General features: G+C 49.6%; 20 protein-coding genes. 2 read left to right on the top strand and 18 right to left on the bottom strand.

Annotation, left to right across the window (positions count from 1 at the left end; translation table 11 throughout):
* Positions 1–143 precede the first annotated feature (143 nt).
* A complete protein-coding gene (locus PQG83_RS10690) occupies positions 144–581 on the top strand; it encodes a c-type cytochrome (protein WP_312740715.1) in 438 nt (145 codons plus the stop codon).
* Between the two features lie 388 nt (positions 582–969).
* Entirely contained in the window at positions 970–1,314 is a 345-nt protein-coding gene (locus PQG83_RS10685) for an SDR family oxidoreductase (RefSeq protein ID WP_312749128.1), read from the top strand.
* Positions 1,315–1,381: 67 nt separating this feature from the next.
* Here the strand turns inward: PQG83_RS10685 and PQG83_RS10680 are convergent, their stop codons facing one another.
* The 18 genes from PQG83_RS10680 to PQG83_RS10595 all read right to left on the bottom strand — a co-directional run bounded on the left by PQG83_RS10680 (position 1,382) and on the right by PQG83_RS10595 (position 18,764).
* Positions 1,382–1,897 carry a DUF427 domain-containing protein gene (locus tag PQG83_RS10680; protein WP_312740714.1) on the bottom strand — a complete coding sequence of 172 codons (516 nt, stop codon included), beginning with the start codon at positions 1,895–1,897 and terminating at the stop codon, positions 1,382–1,384.
* Between the two features lie 780 nt (positions 1,898–2,677).
* Positions 2,678–3,562, bottom strand: a complete 885-nt coding sequence (locus PQG83_RS10675) for a phosphate-starvation-inducible PsiE family protein (RefSeq protein WP_312740713.1) — start codon at positions 3,560–3,562, stop codon at positions 2,678–2,680.
* 201 nt (positions 3,563–3,763) lie between these two features.
* Positions 3,764–4,648, bottom strand: a complete 885-nt coding sequence (locus PQG83_RS10670; protein WP_312740712.1) for a phosphate-starvation-inducible PsiE family protein — start codon at positions 4,646–4,648, stop codon at positions 3,764–3,766.
* 176 nt (positions 4,649–4,824) lie between these two features.
* On the bottom strand, positions 4,825–7,113 hold the full coding sequence (locus PQG83_RS10665) for a PEP/pyruvate-binding domain-containing protein (protein WP_312740710.1): 2,289 nt from the start codon (positions 7,111–7,113) through the stop codon (positions 4,825–4,827).
* Positions 7,086–7,604, bottom strand: a complete 519-nt coding sequence (locus PQG83_RS10660; RefSeq protein WP_312740708.1) for a pyridoxamine 5'-phosphate oxidase family protein — start codon at positions 7,602–7,604, stop codon at positions 7,086–7,088. The genes PQG83_RS10665 and PQG83_RS10660 overlap by 28 nt, the downstream gene beginning before the upstream one ends.
* 628 nt (positions 7,605–8,232) lie before the next feature.
* Positions 8,233–9,189 carry an ethylbenzene dehydrogenase-related protein gene (locus PQG83_RS10655; RefSeq protein WP_312740706.1) on the bottom strand — a complete coding sequence of 319 codons (957 nt, stop codon included), beginning with the start codon at positions 9,187–9,189 and terminating at the stop codon, positions 8,233–8,235.
* Between the two features lie 97 nt (positions 9,190–9,286).
* Positions 9,287–9,928, bottom strand: coding sequence for a globin (locus tag PQG83_RS10650; RefSeq protein ID WP_312740704.1), 642 nt, complete (start codon positions 9,926–9,928; stop codon positions 9,287–9,289).
* Positions 9,929–10,156: 228 nt separating this feature from the next.
* Positions 10,157–11,392, bottom strand: coding sequence for an NAD(P)/FAD-dependent oxidoreductase (locus tag PQG83_RS10645; RefSeq protein ID WP_312740702.1), 1,236 nt, complete (start codon positions 11,390–11,392; stop codon positions 10,157–10,159).
* 82 nt (positions 11,393–11,474) lie between these two features.
* Positions 11,475–11,831 carry a VOC family protein gene (locus tag PQG83_RS10640; RefSeq protein WP_312740700.1) on the bottom strand — a complete coding sequence of 119 codons (357 nt, stop codon included), beginning with the start codon at positions 11,829–11,831 and terminating at the stop codon, positions 11,475–11,477.
* 56 nt (positions 11,832–11,887) lie between these two features.
* Positions 11,888–12,397, bottom strand: coding sequence for a sirohydrochlorin chelatase (locus PQG83_RS10635; RefSeq protein ID WP_312740698.1), 510 nt, complete (start codon positions 12,395–12,397; stop codon positions 11,888–11,890).
* Positions 12,398–12,429: 32 nt separating this feature from the next.
* The gene (locus tag PQG83_RS10630; protein ID WP_312740696.1) at positions 12,430–13,377 is read right to left on the bottom strand and encodes a MerR family transcriptional regulator; all 948 of its coding nucleotides are present in this window, start codon (positions 13,375–13,377) and stop codon (positions 12,430–12,432) included.
* Positions 13,370–14,404, bottom strand: coding sequence for a YbgA family protein (locus PQG83_RS10625; protein WP_312740694.1), 1,035 nt, complete (start codon positions 14,402–14,404; stop codon positions 13,370–13,372). The genes PQG83_RS10630 and PQG83_RS10625 overlap by 8 nt, the downstream gene beginning before the upstream one ends.
* A gap of 311 nt (positions 14,405–14,715) precedes the next feature.
* Entirely contained in the window at positions 14,716–15,204 is a 489-nt protein-coding gene (locus PQG83_RS10620; protein ID WP_312740692.1) for a PDZ domain-containing protein, read from the bottom strand.
* An 11-nt stretch (positions 15,205–15,215) separates the two neighbouring features.
* Positions 15,216–15,701, bottom strand: a complete 486-nt coding sequence (locus tag PQG83_RS10615; RefSeq protein ID WP_312740690.1) for a DUF4149 domain-containing protein — start codon at positions 15,699–15,701, stop codon at positions 15,216–15,218.
* Between the two features lie 11 nt (positions 15,702–15,712).
* The gene (locus PQG83_RS10610; protein ID WP_312740688.1) at positions 15,713–16,297 is read right to left on the bottom strand and encodes a redoxin family protein; all 585 of its coding nucleotides are present in this window, start codon (positions 16,295–16,297) and stop codon (positions 15,713–15,715) included.
* Between the two features lie 35 nt (positions 16,298–16,332).
* Complete coding sequence (locus PQG83_RS10605; protein ID WP_312740686.1) at positions 16,333–17,265, bottom strand: TIGR01777 family oxidoreductase; 933 nt, start codon at positions 17,263–17,265, stop codon at positions 16,333–16,335.
* Between the two features lie 336 nt (positions 17,266–17,601).
* Positions 17,602–18,405, bottom strand: a complete 804-nt coding sequence (locus PQG83_RS10600) for a formylglycine-generating enzyme family protein (protein ID WP_312740684.1) — start codon at positions 18,403–18,405, stop codon at positions 17,602–17,604.
* Positions 18,405–18,764, bottom strand: coding sequence for a hypothetical protein (locus PQG83_RS10595; protein ID WP_312740682.1), 360 nt, complete (start codon positions 18,762–18,764; stop codon positions 18,405–18,407). Before PQG83_RS10595 ends, PQG83_RS10600 begins: the two co-directional genes overlap by 1 nt.
* Between the last annotated feature and the right edge of the window lie 196 nt (positions 18,765–18,960).

Here is an 18,960-nt window from a genome sequence, read left to right as displayed (position 1 = left end):
ATTTAGTTTCGACCATCCCACAAATGTTAGTATTCGGCATGATATGTGGGAATTGTTTCCAGTGATCAAATGCATTCAGGTAAAAAACGGGAGAGGAGGCCCTAAGCCACTTGCGTTCTATTGATAGGGCTTTGAGAGGATTAATGATTTTCCTAGTGGGGTGGGTTGGCGGGTGCAGCCTACCGGAGCCACCTCAGACCGCTGAGTCTATCCCATCTGTTTACGCAGATTTACACATGCCGGATGGCTGGTGGACCGACAAAGCAATTATTGATGATGGTCGTCAATTGTACCTGGGTTTGAATAAATCAAATGTCAATTGCGCCCAATGTCATGGTAAAAACGGCAAACCCGTGATAACCGCAGCTTTGAGCTTCCGCGATGTGGATAAGATGGAAAGTTATTCGGACTCCCAGATGCTGTGGCGTATTTCCGAGGGAGTGCCCTACAGCACTATGGGAGCCTTTAAGGATAAGCTCTCTCGAGATGAAATCTGGAAGGTCATCGCGTTTGTGAGCACATTGGGAATGAATGGTCGGCAATATGATCCCATGACCAAAAGCTGGGCTCCCTCCGGGTGAGTCAGCCATGAAGATCAGGTAGGCACCGAGAGTGAAGGTTTTTTAATATGCGCATGATCCGTGTAAATCAGGAAGCAGGGAAAATAACAAATGAAACCAAATATTGGCATCATGGAAAGCGTGATCGAAAATCTATTGAAGATTGATCGGCTCGGTTTTCTGATTCCAGCACGCGATATCTGAAGACCCCTCATTCACATTGGAATGTGACTCGTCGCATGTTCCAAATCCTTCACTGGATGTTCGAAGCCGCCCATAATGATATAGCGTTGGTCGTTGATCTCATCGCAGAGGGCATTCGTGCTGTCGGACTGCTTGACCTGGGAACCCTGCTAAATTCGAAAAGAAGCAGGCGAAAGTTGTCGCCGCCTCCCGTAGTTAGGAAAAAATCTCAAGCCTCTCAGCTGAGACAGGAGTGGATCCTTTCGTCATTGACGCTACTTCGCCTGAACAGGTTAAGCAATGTTTCGATCACATCGCCGAACGCTATGGCCGTATCGACGGTGTGGTCCATTGCGTCGGATCCTTTCTTCTCAAGCCTGCTCATTTGACGAGAGACGGGGAGTGGGATGCAACAATAATCAACAATCTGCATTCCGCCTTTTATGTACTTCGCGCAGCTGCACGAGTCATGATGAAAGGCGGAGGTGGTTCGATTGTGTTGATCTCATCTGCTGGTGATGAAGCAGTTCTTCCTGTACCAATGGCTAACCTCTGTCCGGCGTTGGGATAGAAGCTGGTACTCTTCCAGACAGTGTGGCCTGGTAAGTCATGAGGAAATTTCATTGGTCCATTTTTGTCTACCAGAATGCGGTGCCTGGTTCGCCTTTGAAGGGACCGAGGATTTTTGAGGTGATCCACCCGCCATAAAATTCATCAGACTGTGGTTTGACCTTTTGCTTTCCCACATAGCAGGCATCCACCTTCCCGGGATAAAATGCTAAATAATTGGAAATATCTTCGAACCCTTCCCCGGGATGTGGGTAACTCCATGCGGCATCTTCCGCCAGTCGTTTCCCCATTTTAATTGACCAATAACGCGCCATTCCTTTCCACTCGCATACGGTTTGCCTTACGCTCAGCATCAGGTAGGCGATTCGGACATCAGTGGGGGGAAAATAATATACCGGAGGGATTCCTGTTTCGAGTACCCGATAGCCCTGGGTTGTTTCAGCCAAGACCAAACCCCCAAACTCAACTCTCATTTGTTGATGAACCCGCTGCAGTCTGGGTGGACGGGGGTAATTCCAAACAGACTCTTGCCCTCGCCTCGGGATCTGGATTTCCGGATTTTGTTCAAAGATGAGTTTTTGCATTGTATTGTCCTAAGATATTGCAGAACAGATTTACATCATTTCTGAAGTCTCTCCATGAAGTTTTGTCCTAACTGCCGAATAAGATGACCACAGTTATAAACAGTTTCCTGTAATGCGTCCTCCCACCTGAAAGTAGAGGGATGCGGATTACTCAACAGTCAGATGATCTGTCCATTCGGTAAGTTGACCGCAACCTGGTAGCCCAACAAAATGTTGTCCCACTCCCCCATCGTATAAATATTTTTGTAGAACATTGAGCCCTTTATTCCATTTAACTACACCAGTCACGTACTCTCCAAGGAGAACATCAAAAACCCTAGACAATTCTGCCAGATCTCATGTGTTGACGGAGGATCTCTGTCGAATGAATAAAAATCCGCCCCTTTAGAATGGGATAGTTGGTGAATCAGCATGAATACAGGAAAGTTGGTGGACCACAGGTTTATGGAAAAAGAATCACGCAAACTTCCGTTGCAAATGAAATGTGACTTCGGAAGAGTACAAAGGATACCTAAATGGTATCGAGAGGTGGGAGTGACAGGACACACCGACTGCGGGGGCAGGGGATAATAGTTGGTCGAGGTGCAAATGGTCGTAAAGACTGAAGAAGCTGGAATACCGAAATATCCAACGACGGTGTAAGCGGTAAGCTATTTCTCGCGAAGGTCTCTTGCCGGGAAACACGTAGCGGTGAGCATATACAATTCTTCAGCGGATGTGACATGAGACACGATTGGTCTTCCGTCAATACACAATGGCAGATAATTACTTCTTTAATCATTACAGATTATCCGGCTCACTCCAGGTGAGCCGTCTTTCGATGAGCCAGTAGGTGATACCCAAAGCCAACACGACCGCAGCGGTTCCAAAAATATAGGGCGGGGTCATCTCTTTGAAATCGAAAATGATCACCTTTCTAGCGATGGCCATTAATGCGGTCGCCACGACTAATTTAATGTGTATAACATCTTTGCGGATATAGAGCGTAATGTTTTTGAAAATTGCTATGGCAATGATTGGCGCTAACGATGAACCAAATATTGGAACAATATCCCGAATGCTGAAGGTGGTAAAGGTGGGGGCCAGTAACTGTTGATAGAGGATATATACGACATCAACCACGCCCCAGAGAATGGTAAACACCATCAGAACGGCCAGAATCTTTACGGCTCCGCGAATAATGTGATGAAGAATTTTCATAAACCGATCTTCTTCATCCAGGGAGAGTTCTTCCTGGCCGATTTTTTTGATTCGCTCCTTCCGGAAATGATCCATCAAGGAGTCGACCAGACTCGCATCACTGCCCAAAAACGTTGTATTGAAATTCTTCTCCTCAAAATCCTCGAGTCCCTTGACCGCCTCAAAGTCCTCGCCGGAGACCCGTTTAAAGCCCATGCTCCAGTCGGCATATTCGTGCTGGTCGATGGGCTTTTTCTTGACAATCTGAAAATTGGTATGACGCGGATCGCGTTTGATGGTTTTGACTAATTCATCAACCACGCCCTCTTCACCTTCCAAGATTTGAATAAAGGTTTTATTGCCATAGAGCAACATTCCGGTGATGCCTAAGCGGGCATTATTTTCTCGGGCCGTTTTCAGAATGTCTTCTAAGTCACCCTGAGACATGGCTCGTGTGGCCGAACTCAAATAGGTGATTTGGATCATGGGTTCAATCTCGTTCCGAACCCGTTTTTGTAGGAAGGCATCCTGGAACGTGCTTTTAAGCCTTCGCGGGTTTTCATGCTCTCCCTGTACGGACATTCTCGAGTGGTTCAGATGTGTCCATGATGTCAGGGATAGGCCACGACAGAGCAAAACGGGCGAAGCGCGAAATTCAAAACACCACCTCCGAAAGGTCGTGGGTATCTATTGATTTTCTGACTCACCTGTGGGCAACGGTCTGTCGATCAGCCAGTAGGTAATGCCTAAAGCCAACACCACAGTCGCCGTGCCGAAAATATAAAGTGGGGTGATTTTTGAAAAGTCAAATATAATGACCTTTCGGGCAATCGCCATCAGAGCGGTGGCCACGACTAATTTGACATGAATAACATCTTTGCGAATATAGAGGGTAATGTTAATAAAAATTTCTATAGCGATGAGCACGGCCATAAAGGCACCGAAGGTCGTGACAATATCCCGAATGCTGAAGGTGGTAAAGGTGGGGGCCAGTAGCTGTTGATAGAGGATATATACGACATCAACCACGCCCCAGAGAATGGTAAAGACCATCAGAACGGCCAGAACCTTTACGGCTCCACGAATAATGTGATGAAGAATTTTCATGAACCGATCTTCTTCATCCAGGGAGAGTTCTTCCTGGCCGATTTTTTTGATTCGCTCCTTCCGGAAATGATCCATCAAGGAGTCGACCAGACTCGCATGACTACCCAAAAACATCGTATTGAAATTCTTCTCCTCAAAATCCTCGAGTCCCTTGACTGCCTCAAAGTCCTCGCCGGAGACCCGTTTAAAGCCCATGCTCCAGTCGGCATATTCGTGCTGGTCGATAAGCTTTTTCTTGACAATCTGAAAATTGGTATGACGCGGATCGCGTTTGATGGTTTTGACTAATTCATCAACCACGCCCTCTTCACCTTCCAAGATTTGAATAAAGGTTTTATTGCCATAGAGCAACATTCCGGTGATGCCTAAGCGGGCATTATTTTCTCGGGCCGTTTTCAGAATGTCTTCTAAGTCACCCTGAGACATGGCTCGTGTGGCCGAACTCAAATAGGTGATTTGGATCATGGCTTGAATCCCCCTTATATTTTGGCTAAAAAAATCTCATAGAGCTCACAATAAAGATCAATTGACCGTTCAAAATTTCACTTGAGGATCTTCGGAAATTTTATGAGAAAATAGGCTTCACTATCCCAAAGCCGTAGCCGTTTATTTTCTTCATAATTATTTAATTGGGATACCATTCAGATTGGGTACGGTTGTTCGGAAAAGACATGGTCTTCCAGTTCGAAATCTGGAGCTCCAATTGTCACAATGCCAAGATGACCATCCACCATTAATTGATCCCCATGGCAAATGACATTTGTCGCATGGGCAATGCCATTCACACAGGGAATGCCCAGTTCACGCGCAATAATGGCCCCGTGAATCAACATACCTCCTCGTTGCTCAACCACCGCAGAGGCGAGAAGAACCAAATGGGTCATGGTCGGTTGGATGGATTCACACACCAGAATGTCGCCTTGTTGAAAATTCCGGAACTCTTCGATGCCGTTCACGACGCAAGCCGGTCCCTCTACCAGTCCGGGGGAAGCAGGCTGTCCTACGAGCTGACGAGGCTTTTCGTTGACGGGCAGGGGAGAAAGACATGCCTTTGGCGCTTCTTCGTCGATGTGAAGGGGGCCGTGTTGTGGATCACGAAGAATTTGGGCTATACGGGGTGCCTCCTTCTCCCCTGGATGCCCCCCGGTCAGGCGCCCGGTTTCGCGTAACCGTTTGGCCCCAAGCTGCAATGCCCGAAGAAACTGGCTTTCCAGGCGGCCCAAAAGGATGTTGTCATCATCACGGAGACGCCAGCTGAGTTGGCCTATAGCAATGACCTCCCCGGCTTCCTCCTGACGCGGATTTCCGACCGCGTCTATCAAACGCTGTTGGAGTGCCATAACGTTGGTCTTTTGATTGTGCTCGTTTTGCGGAGATCTTTGTATCGCGAGAGTCCCAATCTGGCAAAGTAAATTGAACAAGGAATCCGGACGATTCAGCAGACGTTCTCCATTATAGGCGGTGTCCATAAAGGTCGAGAGAAATCGCTCGAAATTCTTCAGAAATTCAGGCCCCCCTTGGATATCCATAATGTGTTGCTTTAGAGCTTCCCAGTGTTCAGATGACTTGTCTGATACGGACATCGCACTTTCTTTGAGTGTTCTTTTAAGAAGGGGAACGTTTTGGACCTGTTGGGCAAGGTGCTCAAGAGCGGTATTGCGTCGGGAGGCAAGAAAATTCTGTCCCTTAAGGAGCAGCATGAATTCATAGGGATCCCTGGGCTGGATGGCATCATTGTAATAGGCCCCCAGATACCGTACCCCATGGGCAAGAGGAATAAAGTCCTTCTTATAAATTTCCCGCCAGGCATTGAGGGAAGAACGTCTTTCCTCCATGCAGTCCGCAAGACGGCTGTCATCCAGTTTTTCTATGTTCTGGGTGGCCCATTGGTGTCCAAGGTGTTCAAGTTCAGGAATTAATGTTTTGGAGACGGTTTCTGCCAATTGTCGAAGTTGTGGAAGTTTGGGGCGAAGGGTCAGATACCAGCCACGGTCATCTGATTGGAGCACAGACTGACCGGATGTAATGGGACGGGCCTGAAGGACCGAGAATGTGCCCCCTTGTTCTGCCCATTCCATGTCCGGAGGCCATCCGAACAATTTCTCTACCTGCCCAAGACGTGTATGGAGTACGTGAAGATCCTGATCACTCAAGAGGGCGGAGTCACGCCGTTCGCCATTCCGGACCCCCGCCTTCCACTCGACGACTTCCCCGGAGCTCCGTTTGAGTATCCATCGGTCGGGTTCCAAGAGACCGTCAACCAGATTTGAGCATGGGCCCGGGACCGCTTCCACAATTTCCCTATCCACAGTCTGGTTTCGCGGATCACGTCCAAAGGCGACACCGGAGTATTCCGCAGGAACCATTTCCTGAACGATGACGGCCATGAGACTGTGGCGTGGGTCGAGGAGTAATTCCTTGCGATACAGCAGGGCCGCATCCGACCAAAGAGACGCCCAAACCGTCTGCACGGCTCGAATCACCGATTCCTTGCCTTGAACATTCACGATCGATTCATGAAGCCCTGCAAAGGAACGTTGGGCCGAGTCTTCGCCAGGAGCCGAAGATCTCACCGCAAGGGGATGTCCCGAATTCAGCCGGGATACAGCCTCATAGATGGCTTGCACAAGTTCAGGCGGAAGAGAAGTTCTCAAAAAGGCTGATCGAATTCGTAAGGCCGCGTCCCAAATTTCTTCCCAGCGCATCTTGTCCAGGGGTTTCCGTCCCAATTCCATGTGAATGACGTTCGGCAGATCTGAACGAGAAAGCACGTGTTGATAGGCAAATACGGTAAGGCAAAAACCCGCCGGGATGTGGACACCTGCAGAGATCATCCTGGTGAGAGCAGCCGCCTTTCCTCCAACCACATTCACATCATGGCCGGCCGTCTCTCCAAGGGAAATTATCCAGGTATTCTTTGGGGAATCCACTGTCGGACCTCCTGAAACCGTTCGACATGAAAATACCTTACGATTTCAATGCGAAAGAGTGCCACAGTTGGTGCGCGGACGAAACCGGAAAGGTACCCATGGCGTGCCGTCAATAATCGCGACCAGAATTCGAAGTCCCTTCCTTCTTCCACCCGTTTGGCCTGTCCTGTTGCCGTGACGGCTTCCACATTCATCATATTGTCGGGATGCTGGCAACGATTGTCGATCAGGAGTGCGACCCGATCGCTTTGGCTTAGTAGCTTGAATTTTCTTGTGGTGACAGGGGTGGCAAAGACAGCGGTGGCCAAATCTTCTGTCATCGAAAAGGCCACCAAAGAACCATAGGGATGCTGTTCACCCTGTGTGCATAATACCGCAAAGGGCTGAGAGTCCATCAGCCGCCGAATTCGAAGAGATAGAGCCTCTCCAGATTCTTTGGACGAAGGGTTCTCGCCATCAAATGCAAAACCAAGCGCTGGTTCTTCGATCACGTTCGTTCCCTCTTTGTCCTTTGATATGGCTGAAAAAAGATAGTTTCAAGAATGTAAGAATAGGGTTTCTGTTTCAATCCCGGCCATTGACAGAATGTGTGTTTGTGTTGTTGTGGCATGACGTTGATAAATGATCGTTTGGCCAGAAAAGTCTCTTTCTTGAAAAACGACGGATGGTTGGAACCTCTCTCAGCGCCAGGGCACGAACCTTATGACTGAGATTCCACTTCAGGTTTTGGTCAAAGCCAAGTTATGTTGAAATGATAGGTATACTATCATTAGTGAAGAAAAACAATTTCCATAACATGAAAGTTTAAAAAACACGATTGAGATAAGGGATAGCCTGACGGTTGGAGTAGTTCCAACTCCTCATTTTGTGGCTAGGGAGAAGGGCTATTTCAAGTCCGAAACAATCACTGGAGAGGGCTGACATACTGGATGAATGTCGGGACACAGCATGTTCATCTAGTTCTCTGAAGCTTCTGGAGGTGCAAGTATCTGGCGAAAATGCCAGGCTAGCCACGACATCAGAGACCAATCAATTTCGAAATAACAACAGATGAGGAAAGCCCCCGGCTTATGCCGAGGGCTCAGGGTAAACTGATTATTTCCCTAGAAAAACAGGTGACTAATTCGGCATTTGAGCGGTAAACCAGGTTGAAATCCCTTTCATCCCGTTACGCTCTACATTCGAGCCGTCCCACACGGCAAAGGCCACTGGAAAGCTTGAACCGGATTTAAACTGGACATCACCGGGATCATCAGTCGTCAAGGATCGTTTCATGACGACCCGCCACGTTGGTCCATTGCAGCACCCTCCCTTAAGGGCGCCATATGGTTCCCATAATCCGTTGCCCAGCACGTTTTGTGTCGCCTGAGTGGTAAGAGTACTAAAGCCATTGGCGTTCAGATCTTCTACTGAACTGATCCGGAGTGAAGGATCTGACATGATGTTTCCAGACCAGATGCCCTCATTAAAAGGCCCGGAGCTTCGTCCGGTTCGATTCATATATGTGACGCCCCGTGAGGGTTCCTCATAATAGTAGTCCCAGGCGATTGAGGGGTATTGCTGATCTACGTCCCACATGCCGGCCACTCCCGCGCCAAGGTCTTTTTGCCATTCAGCGTTCCATCGCCAGATATTCACGGTTCCCCCCGATTGACCCATGCATTGAAATGGGGGAGCTCCGGAATCTTGAACCGGAAACTGGATGGCCATTTGATCTCGAAAATCTTGAGGCCCGATGGTCGTGTTGTTGATGGTCTGGTCACCCCAATTAGCCCAGACGCCAATGTCCTGTCCATTGGTGGCCATCTTCACCATAACAGTCTTCACCGAGATGTTGGGATGCATGGGGGTGGTGATGGTCTGCCCGCTCAATGGCACGACCACTCCAGGAACGGATTCCCAAATTGGATTTGCCGCATCCATCGCGATGTCTCCTGTGATGGAAGCAATGGGAATCGTCACCGGTTGGCTTACGGCCAGAGGGATGTCGATCATGGCGAAAAGACCCCCTATTGCCAGAACTCCGGAGACGAGCATGATTGAAGTCATTGGGCGTTGTTGTGTGGGATTCCTCATTATTTCTCCTTTACGCTGAGAGATCATTCCTCAATATTTTCATTTCCGGTTCTTAGGAAATATCCATTGGGAACCTTGGTATCACACCGCTGACAGATCAGCACCAAACTTTTTTAAGCCTGAGGTTCCTTGATAGCTTGGCTTCTGCCAGCCGATAACGACTCCAAAGCCCGATGGAGGCGATGCTGCCGGCCAAAATCATGAAGGTCCCCAAAAAAAATGCAAACGGTTGGGTCATGCGATGATTCCTCCTTTTAAAGAATGGAAAAGGCGATGAAATGTTTGTAAGAGACAATGATGCAGGTTGTTGTCCCCACAAGTTGACGCTCACCTCGTGAATAATTTTTTCCCACGCTGATTCCATGGCAGGGCTCCAGGCATCTTCCGCTAACTCAGAGAAAATGTCCAAATATGTTTCCGCCATCCTGAGCAGCTGTTGAGGCTCCAGGTGGTGGTTCACCGTTGTGGGAAGCAGGTCTGTCCATTGTTCTCTAATGGATGAATGAATGTTTCCGCATGAGCGGATTTCCCGGATAATCGTATCGAGGATCTGGACGATTCGCCTGCTGAATGGTTGTAGTCCCATTGTGAGAAGAGAGCTTGTGACCTCAGGATGATCCCGCAACAGGCGATGAAAAAGCTTGTCGGCAAAAGCATCCTCAGCGTCCTTAATCCATCCTAGGCCACATTCCAGAATATGAATGTCTGTATCTGAAAATTTGGGGGTAATGTGATCCATGTCAAGGTGCCTTTCCTTAAGGTCTCTGAATGTTGTTCCTTTTTCAGTGTACACCCTGGAGTCTGACGGAGGCTAAAAGGAGGCTGAAGGGAAATGGAAAAACCTTAGACAAACGGACCGCCCAATCTCCGCGTGTGCGTGTCTGAAGGCAGACCCTCTCAATGGTAGGAATCGAAATTCAAATGTTGTCGGGCGGGAATTTCTAGAAAATAGGAAGAATGCCGGATATCATGCCTCCAGCCATTTTCGAATATCCTCCGCCGCACGGCGACCGGAAAAGATGGCTCCATCAATAGTCCCGGTGGCACAAAAATCCCCACAGACGAAGACGCCATCCTGAACATGTGTCTGACGGGAGAGCGGGTTAGGGAATGGTGGGACCTGGACGGGTTGAGCGGCTGCGATGTGATAGGCGCGAATTGGCTGCCAGTCTTCGACTGGTGAGCCAAACCATTCCCGCAATTGTTGGCGAACCCGGGTGGCAAGGTCTTTTGTGGAAGAATCAGCATGGTTGAGCACTGAAACGGAGATCAACTGGCTTTTGGTCCTGGAATAGTTCGGGGCGATTTGAGTGAGGACACAGAGGTTATTGATTGGGCCGGCTCCCTCTCCGTTCAATAACAGAAATGGCCCTGAAAAGGGCGGTTCAGGGGCGCCATAATAGAAACAGGTCACACTGCGATAGGAAGATGATTTGAGGCCGGGAACAAGACTCGTTGCGGCTGGTCCGTCGGTGGCCAGGACACTGGCGCGAGCGGAGAGGACTTCCCCGGATTCCAAGGTCACCGATGTTTTCTGAATGGATGTGACCCTCGCTTGAGTTCGAATTCGTCCTGCTGGAAGACCGGATGCCAGTTGTCGGGGTATGGCTCCCATCCCCCTGGCGGGAAGTGAAATGTTTCCAGACGCAAACATCCGAAAGACAAATTCCGCCATACGACTGGAAGTCTGTAATTCAGGATCCAAAAAGACACCACTAAGGAATGGTCGAAAAAATCGTTCGATTATGGAGGAGGAAAATCCGAAATTTTTGAGGTGTTGGAATGTTGTGGTTTCGGGCCTTTGAAAGAGATCATTCAGATTTCCTGACCGGGCCAGATGGCGAAATTTGGCCACCCGAATTTTATCTGAAAGGGTACCAATAGGATTGAAAAGTGCGTGAATGCTCTGTAAGGGATGGCGAAAGGGATCCGGCATTCGATGCCATTTTCCAAGAGACCGAATCACCGCACCAGGGAAAAAATGATGAAGCTCAAGGGAAGGATAATCCAGCATGCGTTTGGCTTCGGGATAAGCCGTGGAAAAGACCTGGAAGCCCCGGTCGAGAATGAAGCCGTCGAGATGATCTGATCCAATTCGCCCTCCTACCTCTTCGGATGCTTCAAGAAGTAAAAAATCTATCCCATGATCCGCTAAGGTCTTTGCGCAGGAAAGTCCGGCAAGGCCGGCTCCGATGATGAGCACATCAGCATTCTTCATAGAAGATGTGTGTGTTTAGGCCCAGAAAGAAAAAATGATATGCCTACTGTGTCGAAAGATCTCTAAATTATGACTCTTCTAACACCTCAATGGAATTGCCGAAGGCATCGGTGATGTAGACCGAATTGAGTCCGTCACGATGGGTAACAAGCTCTCCAAATTTGTGGGCATCTGGACGACTGAGCGCAAAATGAGACGGATGTTCCCGAGGGAGGACCAGGGCAAGCTTGGTATTGGCGAAAGCCAGAAGCGCCCAGGTGTCATCGATATACTCGACGCAACAGTTGAAGCGGGAGGTATACCATTCGACCCCTTCGGCCACATTCGGGACGGGAATCGCCACATGATGGATCGTATCCAGTTTTGGGGGCCTGGACGGGAGCTTTTGCTTTTTAGTCAAGGTGCGTTGCCCTCTGGCTGCCATGCGCTTTTGCTTACCTCTCTTTGCGTGTGTTTCGAGATGGGTGAAAGAATGACAGCCTATGAAAATTGTTGGACGTGCTCCATCAACATTTTTGAGACCTTTTCCAGATTATAGGGCCAGGCATAGATGAGGGTGACCTTCGGGTGTTTCTTGCGGAGTTCTTCCAGTTCTTCGGGGATTTCACTTTCGGAATGTGATCCTCCAGGAGTAAACATAGTCGAGACCACCGTAATGGTCTGTGCGCCCTGGCGAATGAGGGATTCAACCGCTTCGGCGAGTGTCGGTCCACAGAACTCGTTATACGCCAGGCCAAACAATGAACCATTTAAGAGTGGCTTCATGGCGGCTGCGAGGGTTTCGAGGCCAGCCTTGTACGGATCTGTCTCAGGTGTCCGCGGCCATGTGCGAACCTTGGTGTCCAATTCCAATTCTTCGGGCGACATGGGACTGCCTGTTGCTCTTCGCTGGGCTTCAAGGCGTTTCAATTTTGTAATGAGATCCGATGGGTATCCTTTGGGAATGCCTCCGTGTCCGACAAGAAGAATAGCTTTGTGAGGTTCTGACATGTTGCGGACTCCTTCATGTTGCCAGGGGAGAATTATAATGGGTGGAAAGCCCTGGCGCTTTCAGCCATGCCAGTTCGTTGTTTCAACGTTTTGACATCATGGACTTGGGTGAAATATGTAATGTTGTGAGTGCGAAAAAGAGGCTCATACGGTTTAAACCCAGGTCCTCCCACCATTACCGCACACAATGGTTGAAGATGTCGAGTGATCTTTTGCAGCCAGGACCGTAGTATTTTCTCTTCCGGTTCAAGATTGCAGGAAAGGAGAATGAGCTGTGTGTGTTTCCGGCGCAGAGCCATTTCCAGCATCTCAAATGCAACATTGGGCCCGAGATAGATGCTGTGCCATCCAAGTCCTCGTAAAAGGACCGCCGCGGTCAGTGGAGCAATTTCATGAAAGTCTCCAGGCACACAGGCGATTAAGGCGTGCGGTCCTCCCAGAGGAGGTTCTTCGCGTAGAACGTTAATGAGGTGTTGACGCACCAACCGGCTCACGCTTTGTTCCCCCCTCAGACTCATCCCTCCTTGATGCCACAGGTCGCCGATCAGACGCAAGACCGGAAAAATAATGCTCTCCAGGGCTTTCTCAAGCCCCATATGATTAATCCACTTTTCAAGCATGATGGTAATGGCCTGGACGTCCTGGTGGCGCGCCAAGCGAATCATTTCCTGGGTGTCATTCCAATAGGTGGGGGCTATCCCCGAGAGGTTGAGAGGGACATGATTCATCGAATGTCGGAGTTCCTGCTCCCCGGCTTGGGCCAATTGACCAATGGATTCACCATGATCCAATTGTGATTTCAAATAGAGGAGAAATTGAATGTCTTCTTCGGTAAAGAGTCGATAGCCGTTAGGGCCTCGCTGCGGATGGACTAAATGGTAGCGTTCTTCCCATTTCCGGATCACGTGAGTGCTGAGTCCAGTGGTACTGGCCACAGATTTAATCCGAAAGGTCTGGGAATCTTTTGGACTGTTAGACATGGTTGCGCAACATGAGTTCTTTGGGGTGCGGGTTGAGGTAGACCTGGTCAACTAAATAGGGGACAGCCAGGATGCGCACATAATGTTTAATGAGCGTGAGCGGCACGGCCAGGGGGGTGAGATGCCGGTGGTAATCCTGAATGGTTTCCTGCAACTCGGCCCGTTCAACCGGGCTCAGTTGGTTTTTAAAGTGGCCCGCCAGATGCTGGAGAACATTCACATGTTTTCGCACTGTGGCCTTGCTTTTCAGGGCGTCCATAAAAAGCGGGCCATAGTGATCCGCCAGCTCACCGGGTGTGTATTGGCCGGCCTTCGCGATGAGTTGTCCAAGGTCCTGATAATGCGAACGGCTGTGGGTGAGCAATAAATATTTGTGGCGGGTATGGAACTGGACAATGGCCCCCCGGCTGACCCGACCCTGTTGGAACAGGGTTTTCCACCTCCGATAACAGAAAATGCGCTCGATAAAGTTTTCCCGAATTGGTGCGTCGCTCAAGCGTCCTTCTTCCTCCACAGGGAGCAGGGGGAACGCTTTTTGAAAGGCGGCTGAAAAAATACCGGTACCCTGTTTAGAAGGTTGCCCTTTCTCGGTATAGACCTTGACCCGATAGACTCCGCAACTGGGGGAACTTTTTTTGAAAATATATCCATCTAAATCAGTTTCTTGTAATTCCTGAACCCGGCGCTGACTAAAAGTCTGGAGTGTCATGGTGTGATCAATGTGAGAGCGGATGGTCAGGAGTTGTGGCGCATCGGGATCGCCGGCCAAATGCATGGCCTCTCGCGGGGTGCCCAGTCCCGCTTCGACTTCCGGACAGACCGGAAGCCATTCGACAAAGGGGGCCAGCACATCTGTGAGGAAGGCATCCCGTTTGTGTCCGCCATCGTATCGAACCGTGTCGCCGAGCAAACATTGGCTGATGCCCAATCGCGGTTTCAGGTCTTGCAGTTGGTTCGTGGTCAGAGCTTCTTTTTCCGCAGCATTCCGGTCTTTCGCGTGATCAATGGCGATGAGTCGTGTGGTCATGGTCATACTCATTCTTTCAGTTGAGGTTCACCGGTTCACGGATAGTCTTTTGAAATTTTTTAAACTCCTGGTACGCGTTGATTGAACGCCTGTGAACGGGATTGGGTATGATCCACAATTGAAAAGAGCCGGGTTGTGCAAAAAACCAAATCCGATTCGAGAAAAGTATTCCTTCAGGCGAAAATAATTTTTACAAAATCTGATGGAGGGAGCCATGGCCTTGTTGTGTCTCATACCTCACAGTAATCGTCTGATTCGTTTTTGCACAAGGTGGCTTGAGTTTCTACCACCCTGCTGTATATTTTCCTTGCTCACATGACCTGAGGTGTTTGCTCCATTAAGATCGATTCGCTGATTCGGACCAGACTGACCGTGTGTTCACCTTGCGGTCCCGTGAGTCCAAGGCTTACGCTGCTTCCTATTTCTCCACGGATGAGCCCGACCGCTTCCTGATAGGTTTTCCCGGCCACGGGGACCCCGTCGACGGTCAGAATTTCCTCCCCATGATTCAGTCCGGCCCGTGCGGCGGGTCCGGACGGATGCACGGCGCGAATGATCAATCGAGCGGGTTCTCCAATTCGACCGGCTGTGATATGCAAGGCAAGTCCCACAATCCCCGAGGGAGGGGGTGTGTTGGGGCCTGGAGGACTGGCATGAGGATTGGTGGGAGCCGCTGAATCAATAGAGCGGACATCCTCACCCAAGGCCCATGGCGTGCATACCACCGCTGAAAGGACCACGGCTCCTAAAATGTTGAGACACCGACTTGCATAGGTATTGAAGGGTAAGCGTATCAGCATGGAAAACTCCTTTATGGCAGTGAGGATGACAGACCGGAAAAACCGAGAACACACAAACCCATGAGCAGCACAAGAGAATTTAATTGCACGGAACGCCGATGGAGGCCATCTCTTTGTCGTTGAAGGAGAGGTGTGGAAATCCCTTTGAGTTGTTTGGCCTTGAGCTGATCGCTGAGTTCATTAATCTGGGCAATCAGAGGAGTTCGGCAATACTGCTCGATCGCGAGTATTCCCAACCACAACGTAGCGGGTATAAGTACCACGGGTCCGAATCCATGAAAAAAACCCAGGGCGAGGCTGGTGAACCATCCAACGGCGGCACTGAGCATTCCCAATCCGTAGTAGGGAGGAAACAGACTTCGCACGACTCGTGCAAAAGCATCGGCATCCAGCGTCCGGGAAAGCACGGGTGCTGTGACAAAGGAAAGAAAGACAATTTTCCCGACCAACACGGCACTGGCCAACAAATTAAAAAAAATGAGAATGTGTTCAGTCATGGCGTCACCTCTTAAGAAACATTGGCCAGCAGGCTTCGGGACACCTGCAAGGCCTGGTCGAAATCAGGCAGCTGTCCCATGGGTACCATTTCAACATATCGAATAATCCCCTGAGTATCCAGCACGAGCACGGCGCGATGAAGGATGCTCAGATCTTTTAGCAGCAGACCTGTATGTGTGCCGAAGTGATAATCAGGAGCGTCCGATAAAAATGTCATATTATGAATATCCGCCTTATCCGAAAATTCCTGTTGATCCTTATAGGTATTCGTACTCAGGGTGACAAATGACATTAATTGATCCAAGCCTCCATTGCGTTCACTGAACCGGTGAGTCTGTTCATCGCACACCGGAGTATTCAGCTGTGGCACAATACTGATTAACGTCACTTTTCCCTTGAGAGTATCGAGGGAAATGGCCTCTCCATCTTTTCCGATAACGGTCACAGAAGGGATGAGGCTGCCTTTCTCTAATAAGAGAGGCGCTCCCAAGACGGAGGATCCTCCGGAAATAATAACCAATCCGGCAGTCAAACCTGGAAAACACAGCATGATAAAGAGTAACCAAAGTGATTGTTTTTTATCTGTGATGTTCATCGGTTCGCTCCTTAGCTTAAATGGGGTTAATTCAGCTATGTTGCTTGAGATGATGGTTTGCCAAATATTGATTGTAACGCGTCCTGGAGGGTGGGATAGGAATAAGAAAATCCACTCTTCAGGGCTTTTTGCGGATGAACGCGTTGGCCGGTCGTCAACATCGTGGCAAGCTCTCCCAGGGCGACTTCCAACATAAATTCCGGAACGGGGAACCAGGATGGACGGTTCATGGATTGCCCCAATGTCGTACAAAAGTCGCGCATGGTGACTGTTTCGGGGGCGACTCCATTGACCGGTCCGATCAGCGTAGAGCGGGTGATCACAAAAAGAATGAGACGGGCAAGATCATTCCGGTGGATCCACGAAACATATTGCGTTCCTGGTAAAACGGGACCGCCCAGAAACAAGCGAAAGGGCAAAGACATTTTCGATAGGGCTCCCCCGTCCGGCCCTAAGACCATTCCGAATCGGATTGGAATAACCCGAAGACCCAGGGCTTCGGCTTCCATGGCCGTATTTTCCCAAACCTGACAAAGATCTGAAAGAAAGCCTTTGCCAGGAGGAGAAGATTCATTGAGCTCTTCTTCACCTCTGGCTCCATAGAAGCCGACTCCTGATGCGGAAATAAAGGTGTGTGGTTTGTTTTTCCAGCTTGGGATGGCTTGAAGCAAGGCTTGAGTCGGCTGAACCCGGCTGTCAATAAGCTCGTGTTTTCGCTTGTCCGTCCAACGGGAATCCGCAATTGGTGCACCGGATAGATTGATGACGGCATCTGCGCCATCGCATTCCTGTACCCATGACCCCTGAGTTACGCCGTCCCACTGGACGAAATGACGCTGTGGGGTGGCAGACGCGCTGTAATTCCCTGCATGGCGGGTGAGAATGATTAGGGAATGCCCTTCATTAATCATCACCCGGCAAACCTCTTGTCCGATAAATCCTGTTCCACCGGCAATGACAAATTTCATGACAACTCCTTTCGGGACCCTTCCTTCATCCTCCCTTCACACGGAAAATGAAGGAATGCCGACGACATGGATTCCCAACCGGAATCCGCCGGATTTGGTTGAGTTCCGGATGGTAAGTAGAATGAAAAATGTGAGGAGAAATGATCCATGGTTTCATGAACAGCGTGTCCTTGAGTTTCCCACCTCATAAGAACCGGGATGGGGGCCAACGTTGTGGGATGGCCCTTATGCCGAAACAGTCGTGGATAAGGTTATTTGATTTTATTCATGGTGAGCCTTCGAATTTCCGGTCAATCTTCCTCCGTAATACAGGGATATTCATATCCCAGCCTGGCTTTAATGAGCCTCAGGTGATTTGACATCCCTGGCACATCGAAAGCCCACTCCATGAGTTTTCAGAGCAAACCCTCCCTTCCCTCTGGCGGCCGTCCTGATATCGGCCTCCAAACTATGCCAGGATCCACCACGAACGACCTTCAAAATTCCTGAGCCCGGACCTTTGGGATTTCGATCTGGGGATTCTTTGTAGTAGTCCTCGGCGTACCAATCCTTTACCCACTCCCTGACGTTTCCGGCCATGTTTTGCACACCATACGGTGATGCCCCACCTGGAAAAGTCCCGATCAATTGCAGTGCATTTCCGTCATCCCATTCCCGATCATAGTTCGCAAGATCTTTCGTGGGAGGGGAGTTCCCCCATGGATAGGTCCGCCCATCAGTTCCGCGGGCCGCCTTTTCCCACTCTGCTTCGGTTGGAAGACGTTTCCCTATCCATATGCAGTAATCCTCAGCGTCATTCCAGTTCACTTGTACGACCGGCAAATGATCGATCCCCTCTTCCTGGCTTAGAGAGACCTCCCCATACACATTCAACGGCTCCCTATGCCCCGTTGCCACCAAAAACTCTGTATATTGATGATTGGTGACCTCGTACTTGTCGATGAAAAATTCATCCAGATAAATTTCCCTTTGTGGGAATTCGTCCAATCGACCTGATTCCGGAAGGCTTCCGCGGAGAAATGGACCCTTCGGAATCTTGATCATCGGCGCGTAATCCCATAGTTCTTCGAGATGAAGTGCCCATGAGGGTTGTGCCAACCCTATGGACAACAGGAATACCAATAAGGACAGCAAGACCATTATTCTTTCTCCATTTGGCTTTTTCGTTGGATCTCAACACTCAATTGCTGTATTTGTTTCGTTAAATTTCTCACCTCTTCTATGTTGCCCTCATGTTGCGCCATCATGGCTTTCCGCAAAAGATCGCGCCCTTTCATCAGGTCTGCTTCCGCGGCAGTTTGAATTTCCGGAGAAGCCAGAGTCCCTCCAAGGGCGGCTTTGTGAAAGGCATCCCATGCCTTATCCATGGAATGGCCGGCATCATGGATAAGATGTTGGGCTTCGGCGACTGTATCGTGAGTCGGCTGGATTGGCTCGGCTGCTGCGGGGACTGAGATGGTGACTAGCAGCAAGATCGCAATTGGCAATAGGTGTTTCATGACAACCTCTTATTAAGAATGTTCGCCTCAATCTTCTTTGCCGCCACTCCATTTCAGGAATTTTTTGAGAGGGTGCGATCATGTTGACTTCCTCAGACGTATTTTGGGTAAGCTTCGGATTCTGGTCTCCACCCGGGGACACCCCATTCGCACTGTCTCCTGGTTTCTTACTGAAAGGAATGACCGAGAAGCTGGG

It is taken from the genome of Candidatus Nitrospira neomarina (genome assembly GCF_032051675.1).
In the GTDB taxonomy this organism is placed as follows: Bacteria; Nitrospirota; Nitrospiria; order Nitrospirales; family UBA8639; genus Nitrospira_E; species Nitrospira_E neomarina.
The sequence above is the reverse complement of the archived record's forward strand: the minus strand, read 5'-3'. Positions and strand labels throughout refer to the sequence as shown.